At 42.7% G+C, this 22,872-nt stretch carries 19 protein-coding genes; 7 read left to right on the top strand and 12 right to left on the bottom strand.

Features of this window, described 5'->3' with window-relative positions; all coding sequences use genetic code 11:
• Nucleotides 1–23: 23 nt before the first annotated feature.
• The gene (locus PBAL39_RS07790) at nucleotides 24–1,853 is read left to right on the top strand and encodes an ABC transporter ATP-binding protein (protein WP_008240094.1); all 1,830 of its coding nucleotides are present in this window, start codon (nucleotides 24–26) and stop codon (nucleotides 1,851–1,853) included.
• A gap of 25 nt (nucleotides 1,854–1,878) precedes the next feature.
• Here PBAL39_RS07790 and PBAL39_RS24575 read toward each other — a convergent pair whose 3' ends face one another.
• Nucleotides 1,879–2,682, bottom strand: a complete 804-nt coding sequence (locus tag PBAL39_RS24575) for a glycosyltransferase family 2 protein (RefSeq protein ID WP_008240096.1) — start codon at nucleotides 2,680–2,682, stop codon at nucleotides 1,879–1,881.
• A gap of 83 nt (nucleotides 2,683–2,765) precedes the next feature.
• Here PBAL39_RS24575 and PBAL39_RS07800 point away from each other — a divergent pair, with 83 nt between their 5' ends.
• Complete coding sequence (locus PBAL39_RS07800; protein WP_008240098.1) at nucleotides 2,766–3,860, top strand: glycosyltransferase family 1 protein; 1,095 nt, start codon at nucleotides 2,766–2,768, stop codon at nucleotides 3,858–3,860.
• Nucleotides 3,861–3,937: 77 nt separating this feature from the next.
• Complete coding sequence (locus PBAL39_RS07805; RefSeq protein ID WP_008240100.1) at nucleotides 3,938–4,897, top strand: hypothetical protein; 960 nt, start codon at nucleotides 3,938–3,940, stop codon at nucleotides 4,895–4,897.
• An 83-nt stretch (nucleotides 4,898–4,980) separates the two neighbouring features.
• Here the strand turns inward: PBAL39_RS07805 and infB are convergent, their stop codons facing one another.
• The 5 genes from infB to PBAL39_RS07830 all read right to left on the bottom strand — a co-directional run bounded on the left by infB (nucleotide 4,981) and on the right by PBAL39_RS07830 (nucleotide 11,196).
• Nucleotides 4,981–8,022 carry a translation initiation factor IF-2 gene (gene infB, locus PBAL39_RS07810; RefSeq protein WP_008240102.1) on the bottom strand — a complete coding sequence of 1,014 codons (3,042 nt, stop codon included), beginning with the start codon at nucleotides 8,020–8,022 and terminating at the stop codon, nucleotides 4,981–4,983.
• Between the two features lie 115 nt (nucleotides 8,023–8,137).
• Complete coding sequence (nusA, locus tag PBAL39_RS07815) at nucleotides 8,138–9,373, bottom strand: transcription termination factor NusA (RefSeq protein ID WP_008240104.1); 1,236 nt, start codon at nucleotides 9,371–9,373, stop codon at nucleotides 8,138–8,140.
• A gap of 2 nt (nucleotides 9,374–9,375) precedes the next feature.
• Complete coding sequence (gene rimP, locus PBAL39_RS07820; protein WP_008240106.1) at nucleotides 9,376–9,840, bottom strand: ribosome assembly cofactor RimP; 465 nt, start codon at nucleotides 9,838–9,840, stop codon at nucleotides 9,376–9,378.
• Nucleotides 9,841–9,965: 125 nt separating this feature from the next.
• Entirely contained in the window at nucleotides 9,966–10,637 is a 672-nt protein-coding gene (locus PBAL39_RS07825) for a basic secretory protein-like protein (RefSeq protein ID WP_039866236.1), read from the bottom strand.
• A 133-nt stretch (nucleotides 10,638–10,770) separates the two neighbouring features.
• Nucleotides 10,771–11,196, bottom strand: coding sequence for a hypothetical protein (locus PBAL39_RS07830; protein ID WP_008240117.1), 426 nt, complete (start codon nucleotides 11,194–11,196; stop codon nucleotides 10,771–10,773).
• 18 nt (nucleotides 11,197–11,214) lie between these two features.
• Here PBAL39_RS07830 and PBAL39_RS07835 point away from each other — a divergent pair, with 18 nt between their 5' ends.
• A complete protein-coding gene (locus PBAL39_RS07835) occupies nucleotides 11,215–11,562 on the top strand; it encodes a phage holin family protein (protein ID WP_008240119.1) in 348 nt (115 codons plus the stop codon).
• Nucleotides 11,563–11,601: 39 nt separating this feature from the next.
• On the opposite strand, the gene PBAL39_RS07840 is transcribed toward PBAL39_RS07835, so the two are convergent.
• The 3 genes from PBAL39_RS07840 to panC all read right to left on the bottom strand — a co-directional run bounded on the left by PBAL39_RS07840 (nucleotide 11,602) and on the right by panC (nucleotide 14,069).
• Complete coding sequence (locus PBAL39_RS07840; protein WP_008240122.1) at nucleotides 11,602–12,741, bottom strand: acyl-CoA dehydrogenase; 1,140 nt, start codon at nucleotides 12,739–12,741, stop codon at nucleotides 11,602–11,604.
• 91 nt (nucleotides 12,742–12,832) lie between these two features.
• Nucleotides 12,833–13,183, bottom strand: coding sequence for an aspartate 1-decarboxylase (gene panD, locus PBAL39_RS07845; protein WP_008240124.1), 351 nt, complete (start codon nucleotides 13,181–13,183; stop codon nucleotides 12,833–12,835).
• A gap of 46 nt (nucleotides 13,184–13,229) precedes the next feature.
• Nucleotides 13,230–14,069, bottom strand: coding sequence for a pantoate--beta-alanine ligase (gene panC / locus PBAL39_RS07850; RefSeq protein WP_039866237.1), 840 nt, complete (start codon nucleotides 14,067–14,069; stop codon nucleotides 13,230–13,232).
• A 154-nt stretch (nucleotides 14,070–14,223) separates the two neighbouring features.
• Here panC and PBAL39_RS07855 point away from each other — a divergent pair, with 154 nt between their 5' ends.
• The 3 genes from PBAL39_RS07855 to glmS all read left to right on the top strand — a co-directional run bounded on the left by PBAL39_RS07855 (nucleotide 14,224) and on the right by glmS (nucleotide 18,415).
• On the top strand, nucleotides 14,224–15,048 hold the full coding sequence (locus PBAL39_RS07855; RefSeq protein ID WP_039866289.1) for a glycogen/starch synthase: 825 nt from the start codon (nucleotides 14,224–14,226) through the stop codon (nucleotides 15,046–15,048).
• Between the two features lie 23 nt (nucleotides 15,049–15,071).
• Nucleotides 15,072–16,499: a DUF4270 domain-containing protein gene (locus PBAL39_RS07860; protein ID WP_008240130.1), complete on the top strand. Its 1,428-nt coding sequence runs from the start codon at nucleotides 15,072–15,074 to the stop codon at nucleotides 16,497–16,499.
• 77 nt (nucleotides 16,500–16,576) lie between these two features.
• Complete coding sequence (gene glmS, locus PBAL39_RS07865; protein WP_008240131.1) at nucleotides 16,577–18,415, top strand: glutamine--fructose-6-phosphate transaminase (isomerizing); 1,839 nt, start codon at nucleotides 16,577–16,579, stop codon at nucleotides 18,413–18,415.
• Nucleotides 18,416–18,742: 327 nt separating this feature from the next.
• On the opposite strand, the gene radA is transcribed toward glmS, so the two are convergent.
• The 3 genes from radA to PBAL39_RS07880 form a co-directional block, all read right to left on the bottom strand.
• Nucleotides 18,743–20,119, bottom strand: a complete 1,377-nt coding sequence (gene radA / locus PBAL39_RS07870) for a DNA repair protein RadA (RefSeq protein WP_008240133.1) — start codon at nucleotides 20,117–20,119, stop codon at nucleotides 18,743–18,745.
• A gap of 103 nt (nucleotides 20,120–20,222) precedes the next feature.
• Nucleotides 20,223–21,773, bottom strand: a complete 1,551-nt coding sequence (locus PBAL39_RS07875; protein ID WP_039866238.1) for an Rne/Rng family ribonuclease — start codon at nucleotides 21,771–21,773, stop codon at nucleotides 20,223–20,225.
• 247 nt (nucleotides 21,774–22,020) lie between these two features.
• Nucleotides 22,021–22,800, bottom strand: a complete 780-nt coding sequence (locus PBAL39_RS07880) for a tetratricopeptide repeat protein (protein ID WP_232282913.1) — start codon at nucleotides 22,798–22,800, stop codon at nucleotides 22,021–22,023.
• Nucleotides 22,801–22,872 lie beyond the last annotated feature (72 nt).

Consider the following 22,872-nt stretch of genomic DNA (forward strand, 5'->3'; position numbering starts at 1 on the left):
TCTTTTTAATTATTACTTATAGAATGAAAATCTATTTCAGATTACTCTCTTTTGCAAAACCAATAGAAAAGTTCGCTATTCCTTATGTGATCGCTACCGTACTATCTGTCATATTCAGTGTGCTCAACCTCACACTTCTTGCACCACTATTTGAAACTTTGATTGCCGACGAACCGGAGAAACAAGTTTCGATGGCCGACAATGCGGCTTCAGCATTCAATATAACAGCCCAGTTCAAGAACTTTGTACTGGCCTCGATATCCAGTAACGGTCAGCAGACAACATTAACCTATATTTGTATCGTGATCGTTTGCTCTGTATTACTGTCTAACATATTCAGGTATTTTTCGCAACGCATCATGGAGGATTTGAGAGTACACACTTTACTGAATCTCCGTAAAAAGGTTTTTGACAACGTCATGAATATGCACGTTGGATTCTTCAATAACGAACGTAAAGGAGACATTATCTCTAAAGTTTCTTCAGATGTTCAGGTGGTACAATATACAGTTACCAATACGCTTCAGGTAGTGTTTAAGGAGCCACTAACATTAATTTTTTACATCATTGTGTTGTTGGGCATTTCTGTGAAACTTACGCTATTCTCACTAATGGTCATTCCCGTGTCAGCATTTATCATTAGCAAAATCGTAAAAAGAATCAAACAACAAGCCAAGGAATCTCATGAGTCATTTGCAAAAATGATTGGATTTCTTGATGAAGCACTTGGCGGCATAAAGATTATCAAAGCATTCAATGCTTCAGAACGCACTAAAGAAAGATTTCATCGCGAGAATGTCTTTTACTCTAACCTGAATAGAAAAATGGTTAGAAGACAGCAACTGGGCTCACCAGTATCCGAATTCCTGAGCATTCTTATGGTGTCATTTATTGTCTGGTATGGAGGTAGTCTCATACTTAGTAAACAACCAGGCGCACTTTCGACAAGCCAGTTTATCGCCTACATTGCCATATTCTCACAGGTGATGAGGCCCGCTAAAGCCCTTACCGATGCTTTTAGTGGCATTCATTCCGGCATTGCAGCTGGAGAACGGGTATTGGACCTCATTGACACTGAACCTGAGATCATAAATGAACCTCATGCACAGCCTCTTGTGGGTTTTCAAAAATCTCTGACCTTTGAAAATGTATCATTCAGCTACGGAGAACGCGCAGTCTTAAAGAACATTTCTTTAACCATACAAAAAGGAGAAACTGTTGCACTCGTAGGCCCGTCCGGTGGAGGAAAAAGTACATTGATGGACCTTATTCCTCGTTTTCATGATCCAAAGTCAGGTACGATTAAGATTGATGGTTTTAATTACAAAGATTTAACGCTGGAAAGTATACGCGCACAGATGGGCATTGTCAATCAGGAATCCATTTTATTCAACGATAGCATTTTTAACAACATAGCCTTTGCCAATCCAATGGCTTCCGCAGATGAGGTCATTGCTGCAGCCAAGATCGCCAATGCACATGCTTTCATAGAGCAAACTCAGGATGGATACCATACTTTTGTCGGAGACCGCGGAAACAGGCTCTCTGGAGGACAAAAACAAAGAATTTGTATTGCAAGAGCGGTACTTGCCAACCCTCCGATCATGCTCTTGGACGAGGCAACCTCTGCTCTTGACACAGAGTCTGAGAAACTCGTACAGGAAGCATTAAACAACCTTATGAAAAATCGCACCTCCATTATCATTGCTCATCGTTTGAGTACGATACAACATGCGGATAAAATTATTGTAATTGATAATGGAGAAGTGATTGAATCCGGAAGTCATCATGAACTGATTCAAACTGACGGTCTTTACAGAAGACTTATCGACATGCAGGCATTCAATAAATAAACTGGAAGCCTTGTAAGATCATCAACTAAGCCTTTGAGTTGAAAAAATTCTTAAGCTTGTTGACTCGTTTGTTGATTTTTTTTGCAGCTTTTTCAGCGAAAAGTAGATACAAATGATAAAAGTAAGGCCCCGTCCCCAAATGGTTCCTGATCAATTTACTTCTGTTTTTAAAAAACAATCTATCCCAGTCATGTCCCGAAATACCGGTATGGTTAAATATGCACAGCAGAATTGGATGATATTCGAATTTGATCTTGTTCTCTTTCCACAACGTGAGCAGTAATACATTATCAGCAGCTATGTTGTAGGAAATATCGTATCTGTGGGTTTCAAAAACTATTTTCGGGTATAATAAGGCCTGATGAGGAATATTTTCTCTAACAAGCTTAAAACGATCGACAGGCCCATCATAACGCTCCACTCCCCTATAAACTACGCAGCCATAATACGCCGTATGCACATCTAATAAATTATCCATCATTTGAGAGAATCCATCAAGTAACAAATCATCTACTCCTAAAAAGAAAATCCAGTCTCCTGAACAGTAAGGAATCGCCTTATTCATTGCATCATAAATTCCCCGATCAGGTTCACTGATCCAAAACGCCACCCTGTCACTATTGGACTTTAAAATTTCAACCGTTGCATCCGAACTATTACCATCCATGATAATATGTTCAATATTTGGATAAGACTGGGCACATACCGTATCGATACAGGATTGCATATCCTTTTCCCCATTACGAACAACTGTAACAACTGAGACCAAAGGCTTTCCCATGACTTTTTTTGCATCAATATTATTCGTAATAAACCCTCCTTTAGTCATATTCAAACGATTTCATGAAAGACCGAAGATACCAACTTTCGCCAAAGAAGTAATATGTGTGCTAATTTTTATAATTTTAGCGCATGATAAATATACTTTCAGATCATCAGATATTTGACATGCAGAGGTTTGGTGGTATCTCAAGATATTTTGCAAATATCTATCATCACCTGAAAACTGATAAAAATTATAGTAACGAACTAAGCATCCTTAAAACCAGCAATTACTACCTTGAAGAAGATACTTTTTCAGCAAATCCCATTGTTCAGTTGTTCCTGAAAAAGCAGAGAAAGCAGGCGAAATTTAATAGAAAATACTCCCTCAAAAAAGTGAGCGGTAACAGATTCGACCTTTTTCATCCTACTTATTATGATCCTTATTTTTTAGGGGCCTTAAAAAAGCCTTTTGTATTAACTGTTCATGACATGATTCATGAAATTTATCCGATATATTTTGCTTCTTTCGATCAGTTCGCCCGATACAAACGTGAAACCATCCAAAGGGCAGATCACATCATTGCAATTTCAGAGACGACGAAACAGGACCTGCAACACTTTTTTCCTATTCCCGACGAAAAGATTACCGTTGTTTATCATGGTGTGGATATCAAAAAAAAACAGGACCAGCCCTTACTTGAAAATATAGATTTTCCTTATATTTTATATATTGGAGACAGAAGTGGATATAAAAACTTTTATACAATGGCAACGGCATTTAAAGAGATTAGCAACTCCTATAAGGATGTTCAGCTCGTCTGTACAGGAAGTCCTTTCAACTCCGTAGAAACTGAGTTTTTGATCAGAAGTGGGATCTCTGAAAAGGTCGTACACATCAGCGCAACAGATACAGACCTCCAAAGCCTATACCAACATGCTGTTTTTTATATCAACCCCTCGCTTCTGGAAGGATTTGGCTTTCCAATCCTTGAGGCCTACGAAAATGAATGTATGGTGCTCCTGAGTGACACCAGTTGCTTTCATGAAATCGCTGGGGAGGCCGCAATGTATTTCGACCCTAATTCCGTTCAGGATATATCCTCATGCATGTCAAAAGCTATTGACGACCTGTCTGTCAAAAAAAAACTGATTGGCAAGGGAAAAGATCAGCTGTTAAAATTTCCACTACAGAAGTCTATGCAGGAAACCATAAACGTCTATTCCAAAATCCTTAATCGTTAGCCTGTTAACTGACAGCTCAGCAGTTATTTATCTGACTTTAATATTGATCCGCTAACATCACACAAAGCAAAACACTTATGACCGATTACCACTCCAAATCACCAGTACTCTTTATTATTTTCAATAGAAAGGATACCTCATTAAAGGTTTTAGAGCAGATTAGACGAGCGCGGGTTCCACGTCTATACATCATAGCGGATGGTCCTAGGGGCGACCGTCCAAAAGAGAAACAGCTTTGTGCAGAGACAAAGGAGGCTGTCATGCAGATGATAGATTGGGACTGTCAGGTTAAAACGCTTTTCCACGATAAAAACCGTGGACCCAAAGAGGCAATTTCATCAGCAATCGATTGGTTTTTTGATCAAGAGGAAGAGGGAATCATCCTTGAACACGACTGCCTCCCGGCCAATAGTTTCTTTAAGTTCTGCGATACGCTATTAGAGAAGTATAGAGACGATCAAAGAATCTGGTTAATATCAGGATGTAACTTCCAGAATGGGAAAAAATGGGGCGATGCATCCTACTATTTTTCAAATCTGACCAGCGGATGGGGATGGGCGACCTGGCGAAGATCCTGGAATACCTACGACAAAACACTCAGTAAATACGAGACACATGAGGTGAGGCCCCAACTGGAGAAGTTATTCAGTCACCCAATGATTGTGGATACCTGGGAGGAAATTTTTGAACAAACTAAAGCCGGAAAAATCGACACTTGGGATTATCAGGTAACGTTTGAACATATGTTTAGTCATTCTATGAATATCATGCCCAACAGTAATCTCGTCAGTAATATCGGCTTTGGGGAACTGGCAGAGAATACCACTGACGCCAATAGTATGTTTGCCAACGTACCTTTGCAAGAAATAACAGAAATCACCCACCCAAAATACTTTTTACCCGAGGACGGGGCAGATACCTATCTATTAATGGAAGAGTTCGGCATTGTCAATAGGATGCGGGCATTAAAAAAACACAACTCCTTGAGAAGACGATTTAAAAGATGGATAAAACATCCTTTTCAGAAATCAAATTAATGCCTACCACTTTAATACCAGCTCACTCAAAAAAAGGGTGTCACGCAATACAGCATGACACCCTTTCTTATTAATTACTTATATTAAAGTTTTCTCTTAACCTCTACTTGTTCGTAGGCTTCTACGATATCGCCTACCTCAATGTTATTGAAATTCTGAATGTTCAACCCGCATTCATAACCTCTTGACACCTCTTTCACATCATCTTTATAGCGTTTCAAAGAGGCCAGCTCACCAGTATAGACTACCACACCATCTCTAACGATACGGATTTTACTGTTACGGGTAATCGTACCGTCCAGTACCATACATCCGGCAATAGTACCCACTTTCGTAATCTTGAAAGTTTCCCTGATTTCCACGTTTGCAGTAATCTTCTCTTCAAACTCCGGCGCAAGCATACCTTCCATCGCAGCCTTGATCTCGTTGATTGCGTCGTATATGATTGAATACAGACGTATGTCAATCTGCTCAGCCTCGGCCAGCTTACGAGCACCTGAAGAAGGACGAACCTGGAATCCGATGATGATCGCATCAGATGCAGATGCCAGTAATACATCAGATTCTGAAATCTGACCTACCGCCTTGCTAATAATATTGATTTGTATCTCTTCAGTAGACAGTTTCAGTAACGAGTCAGATAATGCCTCGATCGATCCATCCACATCCCCTTTAACAATCAGATTCAGCTCTTTAAAGTTACCGATTGCCAAACGACGACCAATCTCATCAAGCGTAATGTGTTTCTGCGTACGCAGTCCCTGCTCACGCATCAACTGAAGACGTTTATTGGCGATTTCCCTGGCCTCAACTTCACTTTCCAGTGCATTGAATCGATCACCGGCAGTAGGAGCACCCTGCATACCCAGTACCTGTACCGGTACAGATGGGCCAGCCTTATCTACCTTCTGTCCGCGCTCATTGAACAATGCTTTTACACGTCCGCTATAGCTACCGGCAAGGATAGGATCCCCAACCTTCAATGTACCTGCCTGAACAAGCACAGTAGTTACAATACCGCGTCCTTTATCTAATGTTGCTTCAATTACGCTACCTGTAGCCCTCTTTTCAGGGTTGGCTTTAAGTTCAAGCAATTCTGCTTCTAATAAAACTTTCTCCAATAATAAATCTACATTCAGACCGCTTTTACCTGAAATCTCCTGCGATTGGAAACTTCCACCCCAATCCTCAACAAGGATATTCATGATGGATAATTGCTCTCGGATTTTATCAGAATTTGCACCTGGTTTATCAATTTTTGTGAAGGCAAATACCAATGGTACACCTGCAGCCTGCGCGTGGTTGATCGCCTCTTTTGTTTGAGGCATCACAGCATCGTCTGCGGCAACCACAATGATCGCAATATCGGCCACCTTCGCACCACGTGCACGCATCGCCGTAAAGGCCTCGTGACCTGGTGTATCCAGGAAGGTTACTTTTTTACCTGTAGAAGTCGTTACCATATAAGCACCAATGTGCTGAGTAATTCCTCCCGCCTCACCGGCAACCACATTCGCTTTACGGATATAATCCAGCAAAGAGGTCTTACCATGATCGACGTGACCCATGATCGTTACAACAGGCGCTCTAGGTACCAGGTCTTCTTCGTTATCTTCTTCCTCAATCAGAATATCGCTTTCATCATCAGGTTTAACAAACTGGATCTCGTAACCAAATTCATCTGCAACAATTGTAAGGGTTTCCGCATCTAAACGCTGGTTGATCGAAACGAACATTCCAAGGCTCATGCAGGTTCCGATAATTTTAGTTACTGGTTCATCCATCATCGTTGCCAGCTCATTTGCAGTTACGAATTCGGTCACCTTCAATACCTTCGACTGCAACTCCTGCTCCATTGCTGCTTCATCCGCAGACATCGCCACATCATCACGTTTCTGACGACGCAATTTAGCGCGCTGAGCAAACTTACCAGACTTACCAGCACCACTTAAACGTGCAAGTGTTGCTTTGATCTGATCTTGTATTTCTTTCTCCGTAGGCTCTTCTTTAGGCCCTCCCGCACCAGGTCCACCTGGTTTGTTGTTCCTGAAGTTAGGCCTGTTGGCAGTATTGTTGGTATTGTTCCTGAAATCAGGTCTGTTGGTAAATGTTGGAGCAGTCCGTGGAGCAGTGCCTTGCTGGCCTGTACCCGATGGGTTCTGCTGGTTGCCAGATGGCGCATGTCCTCCCTGACCAGGATGCTGGCCCGGAGTTTTCTTGCGTTTACGCTTACGCTTTGCATCGTTACTGTCGCCCGATGAGGCTACCGGTGATGACTTGCGGTCCGGAGTAGTCGGCAATACAATTTTACCAATAATGTTAGGTCCCGAGAGCTTGACGGAACGTGCTTTAATAACCTCCACCTCGTCAGGTTTATCTGCTTTAGGAGGTTCGACAGGCTTTGGAGCTTCTGCCGCTTTTGGGTTTTCTTCTGCCTTGGGCGTTTCTTTCACTTCAGGTGCTTTAGTAATGGGTTGTTCAACCGGCTGTGGCGTCTCCTCAGCTTTAGGTTGTTCAACAGGCTTAATTACTTCTTTTGGCGCTTCAACGGGTTTCTCAACCGGCTTCTCTTCCTGACGTTCAGCCTGCACAGGTGCAGCCGCGGGAGTTTCCGCTTGAGGAGTCTCCACTTTCGGAGCTTCCGGCGCTTCTTCTTTTTTAACAGGGCGTGTTTTTGAGTTGAGCTCATCAAGATTGATCTTTCCGATGATCTTCACACCAGGCAATGCGCCTTCTTCTGCTTTTTCCTCAACTGCCGGAGCCGGTTTTGCAACTTGCTCTTCTTTCGGTTTCTCCGCAGGTGGGGTATAGGAATGAAGGTTTTTTACCAAAATGCCTTCATTCTCAAAATCTACATTCTTTTTAGGTGCTTCAGCAACTTTATCAGTCACTTCCGGCTCATCACGACGAATTTTACCAATAACAATCTGATTGGCTTCTTCTTTTACGATTTTATCGCCCTGAAACTCCTTCAACAGTGCATTATACATGTCACGTGAGAGCTTGGTAGTGGGTTTATTCTCAACAGAAAAGCCTTTCTTTTCTAAAAACTCAACGGCCGTAGCTATCCCTACGTTAAGTTCCTTAACTGCTTTAAATAAAATTATTGGTTTGTCGTCTGACATTGATATCCTATTTTTTCTTTAATTCTTATACAAAAGTAACGTTTATTCTTGTTTATTTCATGTGTATGTCATTTGTTTTTAATTTCCGCACACGCTTCCAATCCCAAGATAAACATTATTCAAATTCTGATTTTAAAATGCTCATCACTTCTTTGATGGTTTCCTCCTCAAGGTCGGTACGTTTTACCAACTCATCAATAGATAGTGCCAGCACACTTTTTGCCGTATCACATCCGATGGCTTTCAGCTCATCGATGATCCAGCTATCGATCTCATCTGAGAACTCTTCGATATCCACATCTTCATCTTCTTCTCCAGCCTCACGATAAACATCAATTTCATAACCAGTCAGCTTTCCTGCCAGTTTAATGTTATGACCTCCACGACCAATCGCCAGGGAAACCTGATCAGGCTTCAGATAAACTGATGCATGCTTCGTCTCATCATCTAATTTGATGGAAGTGATCTTAGCAGGACTTAACGCACGTGTGATGTACAATGAAATGTTGTTCGTGAAGTTGATCACGTCAATATTTTCATTTTTAAGCTCTCTGACAATGCCATGTATCCTGGATCCTTTCATACCCACACAGGCACCAACAGGATCAATCCTGTCATCATAGGACTCTACCGCAACCTTAGCACGCTCGCCCGGTTCACGTACAATTTTCTTGATGGTGATCAGACCGTCGAAAATCTCCGGAACCTCAATCTCGAACAGACGCTGCAGGAAGTCTGGAGCAATCCTGGAGATGATGATCTTTGGAGTCGCATTTACCATATCCACCTTTAAAATCACCGCACGAACCGTGTCACCCTTTTTGAAGTAATCAGCAGGAATCTGTTCTGTTTTAGGCATCATCAGTTCGTTGCCTTCATCATCCAACACCAGTGTTTCTTTTTTCCAGACCTGATAAACCTCACCGGTAACGATTTCACCTACCCTGTCTTTATATTTTTTGAAGATTTCGTCTTTCTCCAATTCGAGCACTTTAGAAACAAGCGTCTGACGTGCAGCAAGAATTGCGCGACGGCCAAAGCTCTCCAAGGTGATCTGCTCAATGTAATCGTCTCCAACCTCCATATCAGCATCCAGCAGTTTTACTTCAGCCAGCTCGATCTCCAGATCATCATCCTCAGAAAAACCATCCTCCATCACCTTTCTGGTACGCCAGATCTCCAAATCCCCATTGTCCGGGTTAACAATTACGTCACAATTCTCATCAGTACCGTACTTTTTACGTAACATACTGCGGAATACCTCTTCCAGCACACTGATCACTGTAGGACGGTCGATGTTCTTGAAGTCCTTAAACTCCTGAAATGAATCGATTAAATTAATATTGCTCATTTTTATTTAAATGAAATTAAAACCTTTGTTTCTGTTATACTATTAAAGTCAACACTGGTCTCTACCAGCTGTGCTTTCTTTCCTTTTTCCTTCACTTTTGCTTCAATTATGATGCCCTTGTCATCTACTGAAAGCAGCTTACCTTCCTTTACTTCACCGCCGCTAAGCTTCACGCTCACCTCTCTGCCAATGTTTTTATCATATTGTCTTTTCAGCTTCAGCGGCTCTCCAACCCCTGGAGAGGAGACCTCAAGGTTGTAGGCCTTTTCAATCGTATTTTCCTCTTCAAGATGAAAACCTACATGCCGGCTGATTGCTGCACAATCCTGAATGCTGATACCTTCGTCGCCATCAACGTGAATAATCAGTTTATTGTTGGGCAGCATCTTCACCTCAACTAAAAACAATTCCGGCCTGTCCGAAATTTTTTCCTCAATTAACTCTGTTACTCTTTTTTCTACCTGCATATCCAATTTCCTAACAAAAGAAAAGAGGGGACTTCTGCCCCCTCTTACCCTCTATTACAGTGCAAAGATAGGAAATAATTATTTCAAATCAAAAACACAGATGATGTTCAGCATTTTGACTCTGTTTAAATGGCTGGATTTTTTTGGTAATCAGCCCATAGCTCATCAATAGTTTTTCCTGTCAGTGCTTTCCAGATGTCAGCAGTGTAAGTATGGTCCCTCAGGCTTTTATCCACTGCTCTGATCGCACCTTTTTTTACCTTCTGATCGATATAGGCGAAAAACCTTGCGGTAATGCGATAGCTGTTATCATAATGATGGCTGGGTTTCAACTCTGGCAGGCTCCAACCAGCACCCGAGTTGTCTACTCCAAACTGGTAACGTGCATAGTCCGCGATACCTTCAGTCACCCACCAGGGACCGACACTACTACCATAATCCTGCACAATATGCATCACCTCATGAGTAACGACATCAATGTCCTCGGGATGAGTTTTCATCCAGACGGAACTAAAACTCACCTTTCCAGCAGCTGTAGCTGCTACGCCTTTATATGCAGTATCTACAGAAAACACGACCTCTTTTAAGGTTTTCGGATTGTACTCCTTTGCCAGCTTCGGATATACGACAAAAAAGGTTTCAATCAGCCTGGTCTTCAATTTAGGGTCCAGCTCAGCATAATTGTTTAAAAAAGTAAGTGTATATCCATTGCGTTTGACCGTTTCCTGGGATTTCGCCTGGGTAAATGGAAGAATAGCTAACAAGGCAGCTACATTGATTAACAGTATTTTTTTCATTCTTGTAAAATTTTGATTTAGGTTTCTTGTGTTCATCAAAACAGGTTAATAAAACGTTTTAATAAGCCAATAATAACCATTAATCTTCAAAGTAGAAATGACATCAGGTAATTTATATGTTGCAGATGTACAGCTACCTGACAAGTCGCTGCTGCCGTGGCCGGACACCAGGATTCAGTCCGCCTTTTAAAACCTTCTCTAAATCACCGAATCGCACATTCAAATAGGTAATAACCAGATATGCAGTACCTTTGACAAAAGAATGTTCAGGAATAAAAACAATGTTGCTATCTGTCAACATCACGCGCCCAGGTAATGGAATCTCCTGATATGCGGTATCCGTATCTTCAGGAGCCTCAACAACAGTCACCAGACTTTTCAACAGACTATCCCTGTTGTTTTCATTTTTCAACTTCAACAAACCTGCGGGATCAATATGATTCAGCTCCAACGCAGTGCTGTCAGCGGAGAACACAATGGAAAGTGGCTTATTCTTTGTATCAGAACAACCAAATAACAAAAACAGAATACTACCAAGAATAGAATACAATTTTACCATCCCACTAAACTAAACATTATGAAACTGATTATTGAGATTTTATTGATGGGCCTTGCCGTCCTGATCGGTGCTTACCTGGTACCGGGCGTTGTTGTCAATGGCTATGGAACCGCCATTGTTGCAGCCATTCTCATCGCCCTTGCAAACGCCACTATAGGTACTATTCTCCGGATCTTCACTTTCCCGATCAATTTCCTGACACTGGGAATCGTCTCTTTTATCATTACCGTACTGATGATCATGCTGGTCGACAACGTAATGAGTGGCTTCAATACCACGGGTTTCTGGGCTTCCGCCATTCTAGCTGTAGTAGTAGCGTTAATCAAAAGCATTTTCAGCTTATTCCTAAGTTCGGACAAAGACTGAGGCAGCTAAATATAAAAGGCGGGACTGCCCGCCTTAATGTTATTTAATCAACTCTCTGGAGATGACCAGCTTTTGAATTTCAGAAGTTCCTTCATAAATTTGCGTAATCTTAGCGTCGCGCATCAGTCGTTCCACGTGATACTCCTTCACAAAACCGTATCCTCCATGAACCTGAACAGCCTCCGTAGTCACCTCCATTGCCACTTTGGAAGCGTATAACTTCGCCATTGATCCCGCCAGCGTATAAGGTTTACCCTGATCCTTTAGCCAGGCAGCCTTGTACACCAACATCCTTGCGGCTTCAATCTGTGTTGCCATATCCGCCAGCTTGAATGCCACTGCCTGGTGCTCTGCGATCGGCTTACCAAAAGACTTCCGCTGCCTCGCATAATCAAGCGCCAGCTCATAAGCCCCCGCAGCAATACCCAAAGCCTGAGCAGCAATCCCAATCCGTCCACCCTCAAGCGTCTTCATGGCAAACTTGAATCCAAAGCCTTCCTCACCAATCCTGTTCTCTTTTGGGACTTTCACATCATTAAACATTAGGGAGTGGGTATCAGAACCGCGGATACCCATCTTATTTTCTTTAGGTCCAATCGTAAACCCCTCCATTCCTTTTTCTACGATAAAAGCATTGATGCCTTTATGTTTTAACGAACGGTCAGTTTGTGCAATCACGAGGTAGGTAGAAGCAGTGCTGCCGTTAGTAATCCAGTTTTTCGTTCCGTTTAAAAGGTAGTGATCCCCTTTGTCTTCAGCAGTGGTCTGTTGGGAAGTGGCATCCGAACCAGCCTCAGGCTCAGACAAACAGAAAGCGCCAATCTTTTCACCTGCCGCAAGAGGCTTCAGGTACTTCTCCTTTTGAAATTCTGTACCGAAAGACTCCAGACCATAACATACCAGGGAATTGTTTACCGAAACCACTACAGATGCAGAAGCATCCACCTTGGATAACTCCTCCATCACCAGTACGTACGAAAGGACATCAAGGCCACTGCCGTTATATTTTTCAGCAACCATCATTCCCAGAAAACCCAGTTCCCCAAGTTTTTTCACCTGTTCTGCGGGAAATTTCTGATGTTCATCCCGCTCAATCACTCCGGGCTTAAGTTCATTTTGCGCAAAGTCGCGGGCAGCCGCCTGGATCATCAATTGTTCTTCACTTAATTGAAATAGCATAATTTGTCAGATAAAATATACGTATTGTCAAATTTAATGTATCTGAACCGAAATACTATGGCTGCATAGTATTATTTTATAACTGTACCTCTTATTTCAACAGATGATTATTGTCGTCAGGGAATACCAGAATAGGATGGTATTTTTTTGCCTCCTCTATAGGAAGGGAGCCATAAGACATAATGATAAGAATATCTCCCACCTGTACCTTACGTGCAGTAGCACCGTTCAGGCAAACTGTACCCGTACCGCGCTCTCCTTTGATCACATAAGTCTCAAAGCGTTCACCATTATTATTGTTTACGATCTGAACCTTTTCATTGGCGATGATCTGGGCTGCATCCATCAGATCTTCATCGATTGTAATACTGCCAACATAATTCAATTCCGCCTGTGTTACTCTAACACGGTGTATCTTCGATTTTAATACCTCGATAATCATACTGCAAAGTTAACTAAATTTGTGGTTACCATGGTCCTCCTGATTGTCAATTGAGTAGCATGTTATCAATTAACCTCGTTTGGCCAACTTTAGCTGCAACCAGCGCGACCAGTCCAGGATGATCCTTATCCGTCTCCGGAAGCAAGGTCCTTCCGTCAGCAATGGTGAAATAATCCAGCTCTACGCCAGCCGTATTTGAAATCATGGCCCTGGCCTCCTGCAATAAAGCAGGAATTTCCTCCTCTGAAAAATGATCCCTTACATAAGTCAATGCGCGGCTCAGCACCAACGCATTCCTGCGGTCTTCTGCAGTAAGGTGTATGTTTCTTGAGCTCATGGCCAGACCATCGTCCTCCCTGATGATCGGGCAGGAAACCAGCTGCACGGAAAGACCAAAGTAAGCCACCATATTTTCGATCATCAGGATCTGCTGGAAATCCTTCTGCCCAAAGAAAGCAAGATCAGGCAATACCGCATCAAAAAGCTTTTTCACAATTTGGGTCACTCCTTGGTAATGCCCCCTCCTGAACTCACCTTCCAGCAGAAACTCCGCAGGTCCCAGATCGATATGCCAGGACTCAGCCTCTGGATACATCTCCTGTACAGAAGGCATGAAGACCACATCACAGCCTGCGTCTTTCAACATCCTCATGTCGTGTTCCAGCGGACGGGGATATTTCTCCAGATCCTTGGGGTCAGTAAATTGTGTGGGGTTGACGAAGATACTGCAAACCACTACATCCGCGTATTGTTGTGCAATACTGATCAGTGATACGTGGCCCTTGTGTAAAGCGCCCATTGTCGGAACTAAGGCAATTTTCTGTTGACCCACTTTCATGGGCTCAAGCAACGTCCTTAACGCTGCAATAGTATTTATAACTTTCAAACTAGTCGATAAAGTTTCAGCGGGCAAAGTTGGTTATTTATACATTCCAAACAAAACATCTTGCGTATATAATTGATAAATAGTATTATTTTGCTTATCTTTGCCCCCTGATAATCTTTTCTTTAACATAAATTTTTATTTACAGAATATGGAGATGGCAAAAACGAAGCTACTGATTGTTACACACGAGATGTCGCCTTTCCTTGAACTCACAAAAATTTCCGAAATCACCCGTCAACTGCCTCAGGCGATGCAAGATAAGGGATTTGAGATCCGTATCTTAATGCCTCGGTTCGGAAACATTAATGAAAGAAGGAACAGATTGCATGAGGTGATACGCCTGTCTGGTATGAACATCATCATCGACGACAATGACAATCCCTTAATTATTAAAGTTGCTTCTATCCCGGCTGCCCGTATGCAGGTATACTTCCTGGATAATGAAGACTATTTTCAACGTAAATATGTATTCAGAGACAAAGAGGATAAGTTCTATGCGGACAATGACGAAAGGACCATATTCTTCTGTAAAGGTGCCCTGGAAACTGTAAAGAAATTAGGATGGGCACCCGACATCGTTCACTGTCACGGATGGATGACCTCACTGGTTCCGGCCTATATCAAAACATCTTATAAAAATGACCCTACATTTAAGAACTCCAAAGTAGTGTACTCTATCTATGAGAACTGCTTTGAAGGCAACCTGAATGCAGACCTTCATAAAAAAGCAATCATGAACGCCATGACTGCTGATGATACCAAAATGTTTGAGAATGCAGACTGCAACACGATGCATATCGGTGCCGTAACTTACTCTGATGCAGTTGTGTTAGCTGATGAAAACATCCACGAAGATGTGTTAAAATTTGTTAAAGATTCTAATAAACCAACTTTAGCCTTTAATTTAACCGACGATTTCGAAAACTTCTATTCTTTATATGAAGAAATCTCGGACGAAGAATTAGCTACAATAGCATAACCTCAGGTATTATTAATTTAAATATGAAATTTACTAAACAAGACTTATTAACCATGTTGATAGGTCTTTTTCTTTTCTCTTCTTGTAAAGATGCCAATACAATCGGTCTGGATACCGATGATGACGCCTTGATCGGCTCTACACTATATGACCAGGCTGAGGTTACTTCGCGCACCGAAATCGATGCTCCTGTGACCACTGTTTCCCTGACAAGACATCCACTTGGAGAATTAAACGATCCTGTTTTAGGCAATACCAAGGCCAGCATTGCCATGACGGTAAATACCCCGGGGATGACTAGCTTCGGAACTAACGTTGAAATCGACTCTGCCGTACTTGTGCTTCCTTATTCCAGCCAGTTTTATGGAGATTCGACACAGGTTTATTCACTGAACGTGAGGCCGCTCACAGTAGATATGACCACAAAAAAGTCTTTCCTGAGCAATATCCAATGGCCGGTTGATGGAAATACCTTACTCGGCTCTTACAATGGCAGGGTCAGACCTACCACACGATTAACCATAGACAGCATTATTACCGGTAAGGCTGACACACTCCGGACAGTCGCTCCGCAAATCCGGATACAACTTACAAAAGCGTTTATCAAACAAAGGATCGCAGACCTGGACAGTGCAAAACTCACCAATAATGTGCGTTTTGCTGATAGTTTTAAAGGGCTCCATATCAGCGCCAACGTAGCTGGTTCAAGCAGAGGTGGTATGATGTTTTTTAACTTTACCGGCTCGGCTGCCAATCTTGAAATCTATTACAAAAAAGATGGCACAACATCAGGCACCCGTGATACGGTATCTTCTATCTTCCCTATCAATACCACTTCTGGTCCTGTAGCGGCAACGGTAAGCCATGATTACAGCAATGCCCCTGCTGTTCAGGAACAACTGGATAATCCTACCCAGCAGTACGCGGTCACCTACCTGCAAAGTATGTCAGGCTTAAGGAACAGGATCGCCTTCCCTGATCTGGCAAAACTCAAAGAGAAACTTGGTGTTAATAAATTGGGGATCAATAAAGCGGAACTCGTCATCGACCTGACTGCAGATGCAGACACCTACTTTCTTCCTGCACAGCGATTGAGCTTATATCGGTATGATATTGCCGGACAGCGCAAAAATGTACCTGATAATGATAATTTTGTCTCCGGAGTAACCAATGGCGATCCTGGAGCTTTGGGTTCGGAAGTCTTGTTCGGCGGTTATTTTGACTCAGTGAACAGAAGGTATATCTTCAATATCTCCTCTTATGTAAAATACCTGATCAACGGAACAACGCAGGATTACGGAACATACCTTTCTGTAACACCTTCAACAGAATTCAACCTGTTCCCTTTTTCAACCACAGCATACAGATCCATCCTTTTACAGCCTAAAAACAATGCAGCGGCGGGCGAAAAAAGAATGAAGTTAAACATCTACTATACCAAAGTAAATTAATTAAAATACAAGTGCTTTTATATCCCCCGAGATTCATTAATTTCGGGGGATTTATTTTTTAAACCCAATATATAAATATGTGTGGAATTGTTGGTTACATCGGTCATAGAGAAGCCTGGCCGATCGTCATAAAAGGATTAAAGAGACTGGAATACCGTGGTTACGATAGCGCCGGAATTGCTTTAATCAACGAAACCGGATTGAACATTTACAAAAAAGCCGGTAAAGTAGTAGAGCTGGAAAACTTTGCTGAAGGCAAGGACCTTTCAGGAACTGCAGGCATTGGCCATACCAGATGGGCCACACACGGTGCTCCTTCAGACAGGAACTCTCACCCTCACACCTCAAACAATGGCAAACTTAGCATCATCCACAATGGGATCATAGAAAACTATGCCATCCTCAAGGAAGAACTGATGAATAGAGGACATGTATTCTCCAGCGATACCGATACCGAGGTGCTTGTACACCTGATTGAAGAGATTTATAAAAATGACAATACCGACCTGCTTGAGGCCGTACGCCTCGCGCTGAATGAAGTCAGCGGTGCTTACGCCATCGTGGTGATGGACGAAGATCACCCTGATCAGCTGATCGCTGCCAGAAAAGGAAGCCCACTGGTCATTGGTGTTGGCACAGGTGAATATTTTATTGCTTCTGATGCTACTCCGATCGTAGAATATACCAAAAATGTAATTTATCTGAATGACAACGAAATTGCTTTCTTAAAGCGGGATGAGTTGCTGATCAAACGTCTCGACAACGTCATCCAGACACCTTATATACAGGAACTGGAACTTAAACTGGAAATGCTCGAGAAAGGTGGTTATGACCACTTCATGCTGAAGGAAATCTTTGAACAGTCAAGATCTATCCGGGATTGCCTGCGTGGCAGGATTTATCCTAATGAAGGAACTGTACAGCTTGGTGGGATCAAAGAATATGCTGACAAGCTAAAAAACATCGACAGGATCATCATAGTTGCCTGTGGTACGTCATGGCATGCCGGCTTGGTCGGAGAATACCTGATCGAAGAATATGCGCGCATTCCTGTTGAAGTGGAATACGCGTCGGAGTTCCGGTACAGAAATCCAATTATTACGGAAAAAGATGTCGTTATCGCCATCTCCCAATCCGGTGAAACTGCCGACACCATGGCCGCGATTGAAATGGCCAAGGAAAAAGGAGCAACCATCTTTGGCGTTTGTAATGTGGTTGGGGCTTCTATCCCACGATTGACACATGCGGGTGTTTATACACATGCTGGACCGGAGATCGGTGTAGCCTCCACAAAAGCTTTCACAGCTCAGGTAACTGTGCTTACACTAATGGCATTCTACATGGCCCAGCAGAAAGGAACAGTTACACATTCTAAACTGAATGAATTGCTGACAGAACTGGATTGCATACCTGAAAAAATCCAGAAGGCTTTGGAATCCAATGAGCTGATCAAAGAAATCTCGGAAAAGTTCAAAGATTCCAGAAACTGCCTGTTCCTGGGAAGAGGAAGCGGCTTCCCTGTCGCATTGGAAGGTGCCCTGAAGCTGAAGGAGATATCCTATATCCACGCGGAAGGTTACCCGGCTGCAGAGATGAAACATGGTCCGATCGCATTAATTGATGAAGAAATGCCTGTGGTAGTTATTGCCACCAAAAACTCTTCTTACGAGAAGGTCATCAGCAATATCCAGGAAGTCAAAGCCCGCAAAGGGATTGTGCTTGCCATCGTTACCGAAGGTGATACAGAAGTCAAAAAAATGGCCGATTACTGCATAGAAATCCCGGATGCAAGTGAAGCATTCCTGCCGTTACTGGCGACAATACCTTTACAATTGTTGTCGTACCACATCGCCGTCATGCGCGGATGCAATGTAGACCAACCGAGAAACCTCGCGAAGTCGGTTACCGTAGAATAACGAAAATCACCATTCCTTATAAAGGCTGGACATTTCAGAATGTTCAGCCTTTTTGATGAAAAGCCTCTGGATAAGAAAAATGCAGCGCACAAAAAAAATCCTCGTTATCTGGCGATAACGAGGATAATCATCCCTATTGTTGTTATATCATAAATGAATAACGATATCATTAAGGCAACTATCCCGCCGGCTTAAAAAAAGCAGAAAACAAAATATTAAACAACTAACTATCAACACATTACAAATAATAATAAAAATAAAGCGCGCTCGTCGAACGGGGATTAATATTCCTCATTGGGGAAAAGCAACAACATCACACCCCATACATCAACCGAATAAGATGGAGAATACATCTTCAATCTTGCTCACTGCAGTCAGTTCAATTTTAAAACGTTCCGTCTGCAGTCCCTTAAGATTATAATTTGAGATGAAAATCCGTTCAAAACCCAATTTCTCCGCTTCTGAGATCCGCTGTTCAATACGGTTCACCGCCCTGATTTCACCAGACAATCCCACTTCAGCGGCAAAACAGATTTTGGAGGAAATTGAAATGTCCTCATGAGAAGAAATCAATGCCACGAGGATCGCCAGGTCAATAGCCGGGTCCTCCACTTTGATACCTCCCGCAATATTCAGAAAAACGTCTCTTGTACTCAGACGAAAGCCACATCGCTTTTCCAGCACCGCCAGCAACATATTCATGCGTTTGGTATCAAAGCCATTTGCGGAGCGCTGAGGCGTCCCGTAAGCGGCGGTGCTCACCAGCGCCTGAGTTTCGATCAACATTGGCCTGGCACCTTCTAAAGTAGCTGAAATCGCAATTCCACTGAGCTCTTCATCACGCTGTGACAACAGAATCTCCGAGGGGTTGGAAACCTGCCTTAAACCACTGCCATGCATTGCATAAATGCCCAGCTCCGCGGCTGCACCAAACCTGTTTTTAATAGATCTCAGGATGCGGTATACATGATGACGATCTCCTTCAAATTGTAAAACTGTGTCCACCATATGCTCCAGGATTTTCGGCCCTGCGATCGTACCATCCTTAGTGATATGCCCGATAAGGAACACAGGGGTATCCGTCTCTTTCGCGAATTTCAGCAGTTCAGCCGTACATTCCCTCACCTGAGAAACACTTCCCGGAGTCGATTCGATATGAGCAGAATGGAGTGTCTGAATAGAATCTACGATCAGTATTTCCGGTTCCAGCAGTTCTACCTGTTTGAAAATATTCTGCGTCGATGTTTCCGTTAAGATATAACAACTTGCTTTAGGCTGATCTGTAATCCGTTCTGCTCGCATCTTGATCTGTTGTTCACTCTCCTCACCGGAGATGTACAGCACCTTTTTCCCGACAATATTCAGGGCCAGCTGCAGCATTAGTGTAGACTTCCCGATTCCGGGTTCACCACCAATCAGCGTTACCGATCCCGGAACAAGTCCCCCACCCAACACTCTGTCCAGCTCGAGGTCACCCGTAGGCACACGCTCTTCCGTGATGGATACGATATCTTCTACCTTACTGGGGGTACTTACCCTTGAATTACCGGCACCGGTCTTCCAGGCAGGTACTTTGGCGTTTCCTTTTTCAATGACCTCTTCGACGAAGGTATTCCAGGAGTTACAGGACGGACACTTGCCCAGCCATTTTGCGGATTCATACCCGCAACTCTGACAAAAATATGCTGATTTGCTTTTAGCCAATGGATTAAAATTTAATGACCGACGAATTTAACGCTAATTACCCTAAAATAAAACAGGTCCGATCCCTTCGGGAATCAGACCTGTTTTTGGAAATTTACCACTATTATAATTTGATCTCTTCGTCTTTCGCAGAAATAAAATGGAATTCTGTAAGATGATACGATGGAACTGCCCTAATTTTGATGCGCTGCCCAAATTTAAAGAACCACTTCCATTGCAGTGATATAAACCCTTTTTTGATGAATGCTTCAATATAAGGGTGTACACAAAGTGTAATATTTTTTTCATTTTGCTCCTGCAAAATATAGGTAAGGTTGTTCTCAATGTCATCCATCAAAACAATGCTCGCCTTAATTTCACCTGTACCATCACAGGTTGGGCATTTCTCGCTGGTAACGATGTTCATTTCCGGGCGCACGCGCTGACGGGTAATCTGAACAAGACCAAACTTACTCGGAGGAAGAATGGTGTGCTTCGCACGATCCAGTAACATCAGCTCCTTCAGATAATCAAATAACATCTTCCGATTTACAGGTTTATGCATATCGATAAAATCGATCACCACAATACCTCCCATATCACGGAGACGCAGTTGCCTGGCAATTTCCTTTGCTGCTTCTTTATTCACCTGGAGTGCATTCTCCTCCTGGTTCTCTTTACTGGCAGTCCTGTTTCCGCTATTCACGTCGATGACGTGCAATGCTTCTGTATGTTCTACCACCAGATAGGCTCCCCCAGCCAGATTTACAGTTTTACCAAAAGCATTTTTGATCTGCTTCTCTATACTGAAATGTTCAAAGATGGGTTCTTTATGTTTATAGAGCTTCACGATTTTCTCCATTTCCGGAGAGATCTCATGCACATAAGAGCGGATATCTTCAAACAGGCCACTGTCATTCACATAAACATTTGCGAAATCAGTGCTTAAAATATCACGGATCAGGGTGGATGTACGATCCATTTCTCCCCATACACGTTTAGAGGGTTCTGCATCGGGCAGCTTCTTGATGAAGTTCTCCCACTTTGTCACAGAATCCAAAAGGTCTTTTTGGAGTTCATGTACTCCCTTGCCTTCAGAAACCGTTCTAATGATGACTCCAAAGTTTTTAGGCTTAATACTTTCGATAATCTTTTTTAAACGATTACGTTCTGTATTGCTCTTAATTTTTTTGGAGATCGAAATGACATTAGAGAAAGGGACCAGTACGATGTAACGCCCGGCTATGGATAAGTCGGAGCTTAATCTGGGTCCTTTTGTTGAAATGGGTTCTTTAGCAATCTGAACAGGAAGAACAAGATTCTTGCTGACCACCTCAGATATTTTGCCTGCTTTGTTAATATCTCCCTCTAGCTTGAAATTATCTAATAAAGTTCCGTTAACAGAGCCATTACGCTTGATTTTAGTAAGCTTTATCAAAGATTGTACCTGTGGACCAAGGTCGAAGTAATGCAAAAAAGCATCCTTTTCGTAACCTACATCAACGAACGCAGCATTTAGGCCCGGCATTATTTTCTTTATGCGGCCTAAATAAATATCACCTACGGCGTAGTTGTTATTGATGTGTTCCTTATGAAGTTCTACAAGTTGTTTATCTTCAACTAAAGCTATGGTCACCCCCGAAGGAGTTGAATCTATAATTAGTTCCTTTACCAAAAGCTACAGTTTAAAAGGCTTTAGGCCTTATTAACACATGGACAATAAAAAACATTGCTAACAACAAATTAAGGCTATGATTTCATCCTAGCCTTAATTTATCATGCAAAACAAGAAGAAACTATTTTTTCTTATGTCTGTTTTTTCTTAAACGTTTTTTACGTTTGTGCGTAGCCATTTTATGTCTCTTTCTTTTTTTACCGCTTGGCATAATCTTAGGTTTTAAATATTTTTATAAATCTGTTTATTATTTTTTATTCTTTAACGCAGACACTTTGTCGTCAACAAACTTTGACAACGTCGCATTTGCAGCTAATTTTTTACTCTTTTCGTAAGCTTCGATGGCCTCAGCATCCTTTCCCAAATTCTCATAGGCCGTGGCCAGATAAAAATAAGCGTCAGGGGAAGGCTTGATTTTAATGATGTCCTGAAACCTGACGATCGCTTTATCAAACTGACCTGACTTCATGGCAAATGTTCCCAAGCTCATATTTGCTTTAATGTTCTTAGGGTCTTTCTTCACTACGCCAAGCAGCATACCGATACCCGCCATTGGCGCACCCATCCCATTTACCATGGTGATGCCCAAACCTGTTTTTGCATCGTTACTGTTTGAATCTATTGCCACTGCATTTGTATAAGCCAGATTGGCCTTCTGCAATAATGCAGGCAGCAATACACTGTCGCGGCTGTTGTCAAACGCCTTCATAAAACTATCCCCGGCGTTCAACCAGTTCGTCAGTGTCGGCTCCTTGCCGGCAACGATCTCCAGATATAACGCACTCGGAACTGCCTGCGCAACATCATCCCACTTCTTCGCCAGCACCTTCGCCTCTGCAACCTTACGGTCTTCAGCAGCACTCTTATAAGCACCCTCCAATGTGGTAATTTCAGCTGCAAGCCCCGGATTGAGTGTATTCTTGGCCACCAATGAAACCTGTTCCAGGTTAATCTGCTCTGTTGCCGGTTGGGCGGGCGCCATTTGCCCGGTCGCAGGAGCAGCACCCCTGTCTTGTTTTGGTTTCACCAAACCCTTAATATCCCTCGTAAACAAAAATCCTATCAGTAGCACAATGGCCCCTATTAGAATAAATTGTCT

This window comes from Pedobacter sp. BAL39, from assembly GCF_000170795.1.
GTDB lineage: Bacteria > Bacteroidota > Bacteroidia > Sphingobacteriales > Sphingobacteriaceae > Pedobacter.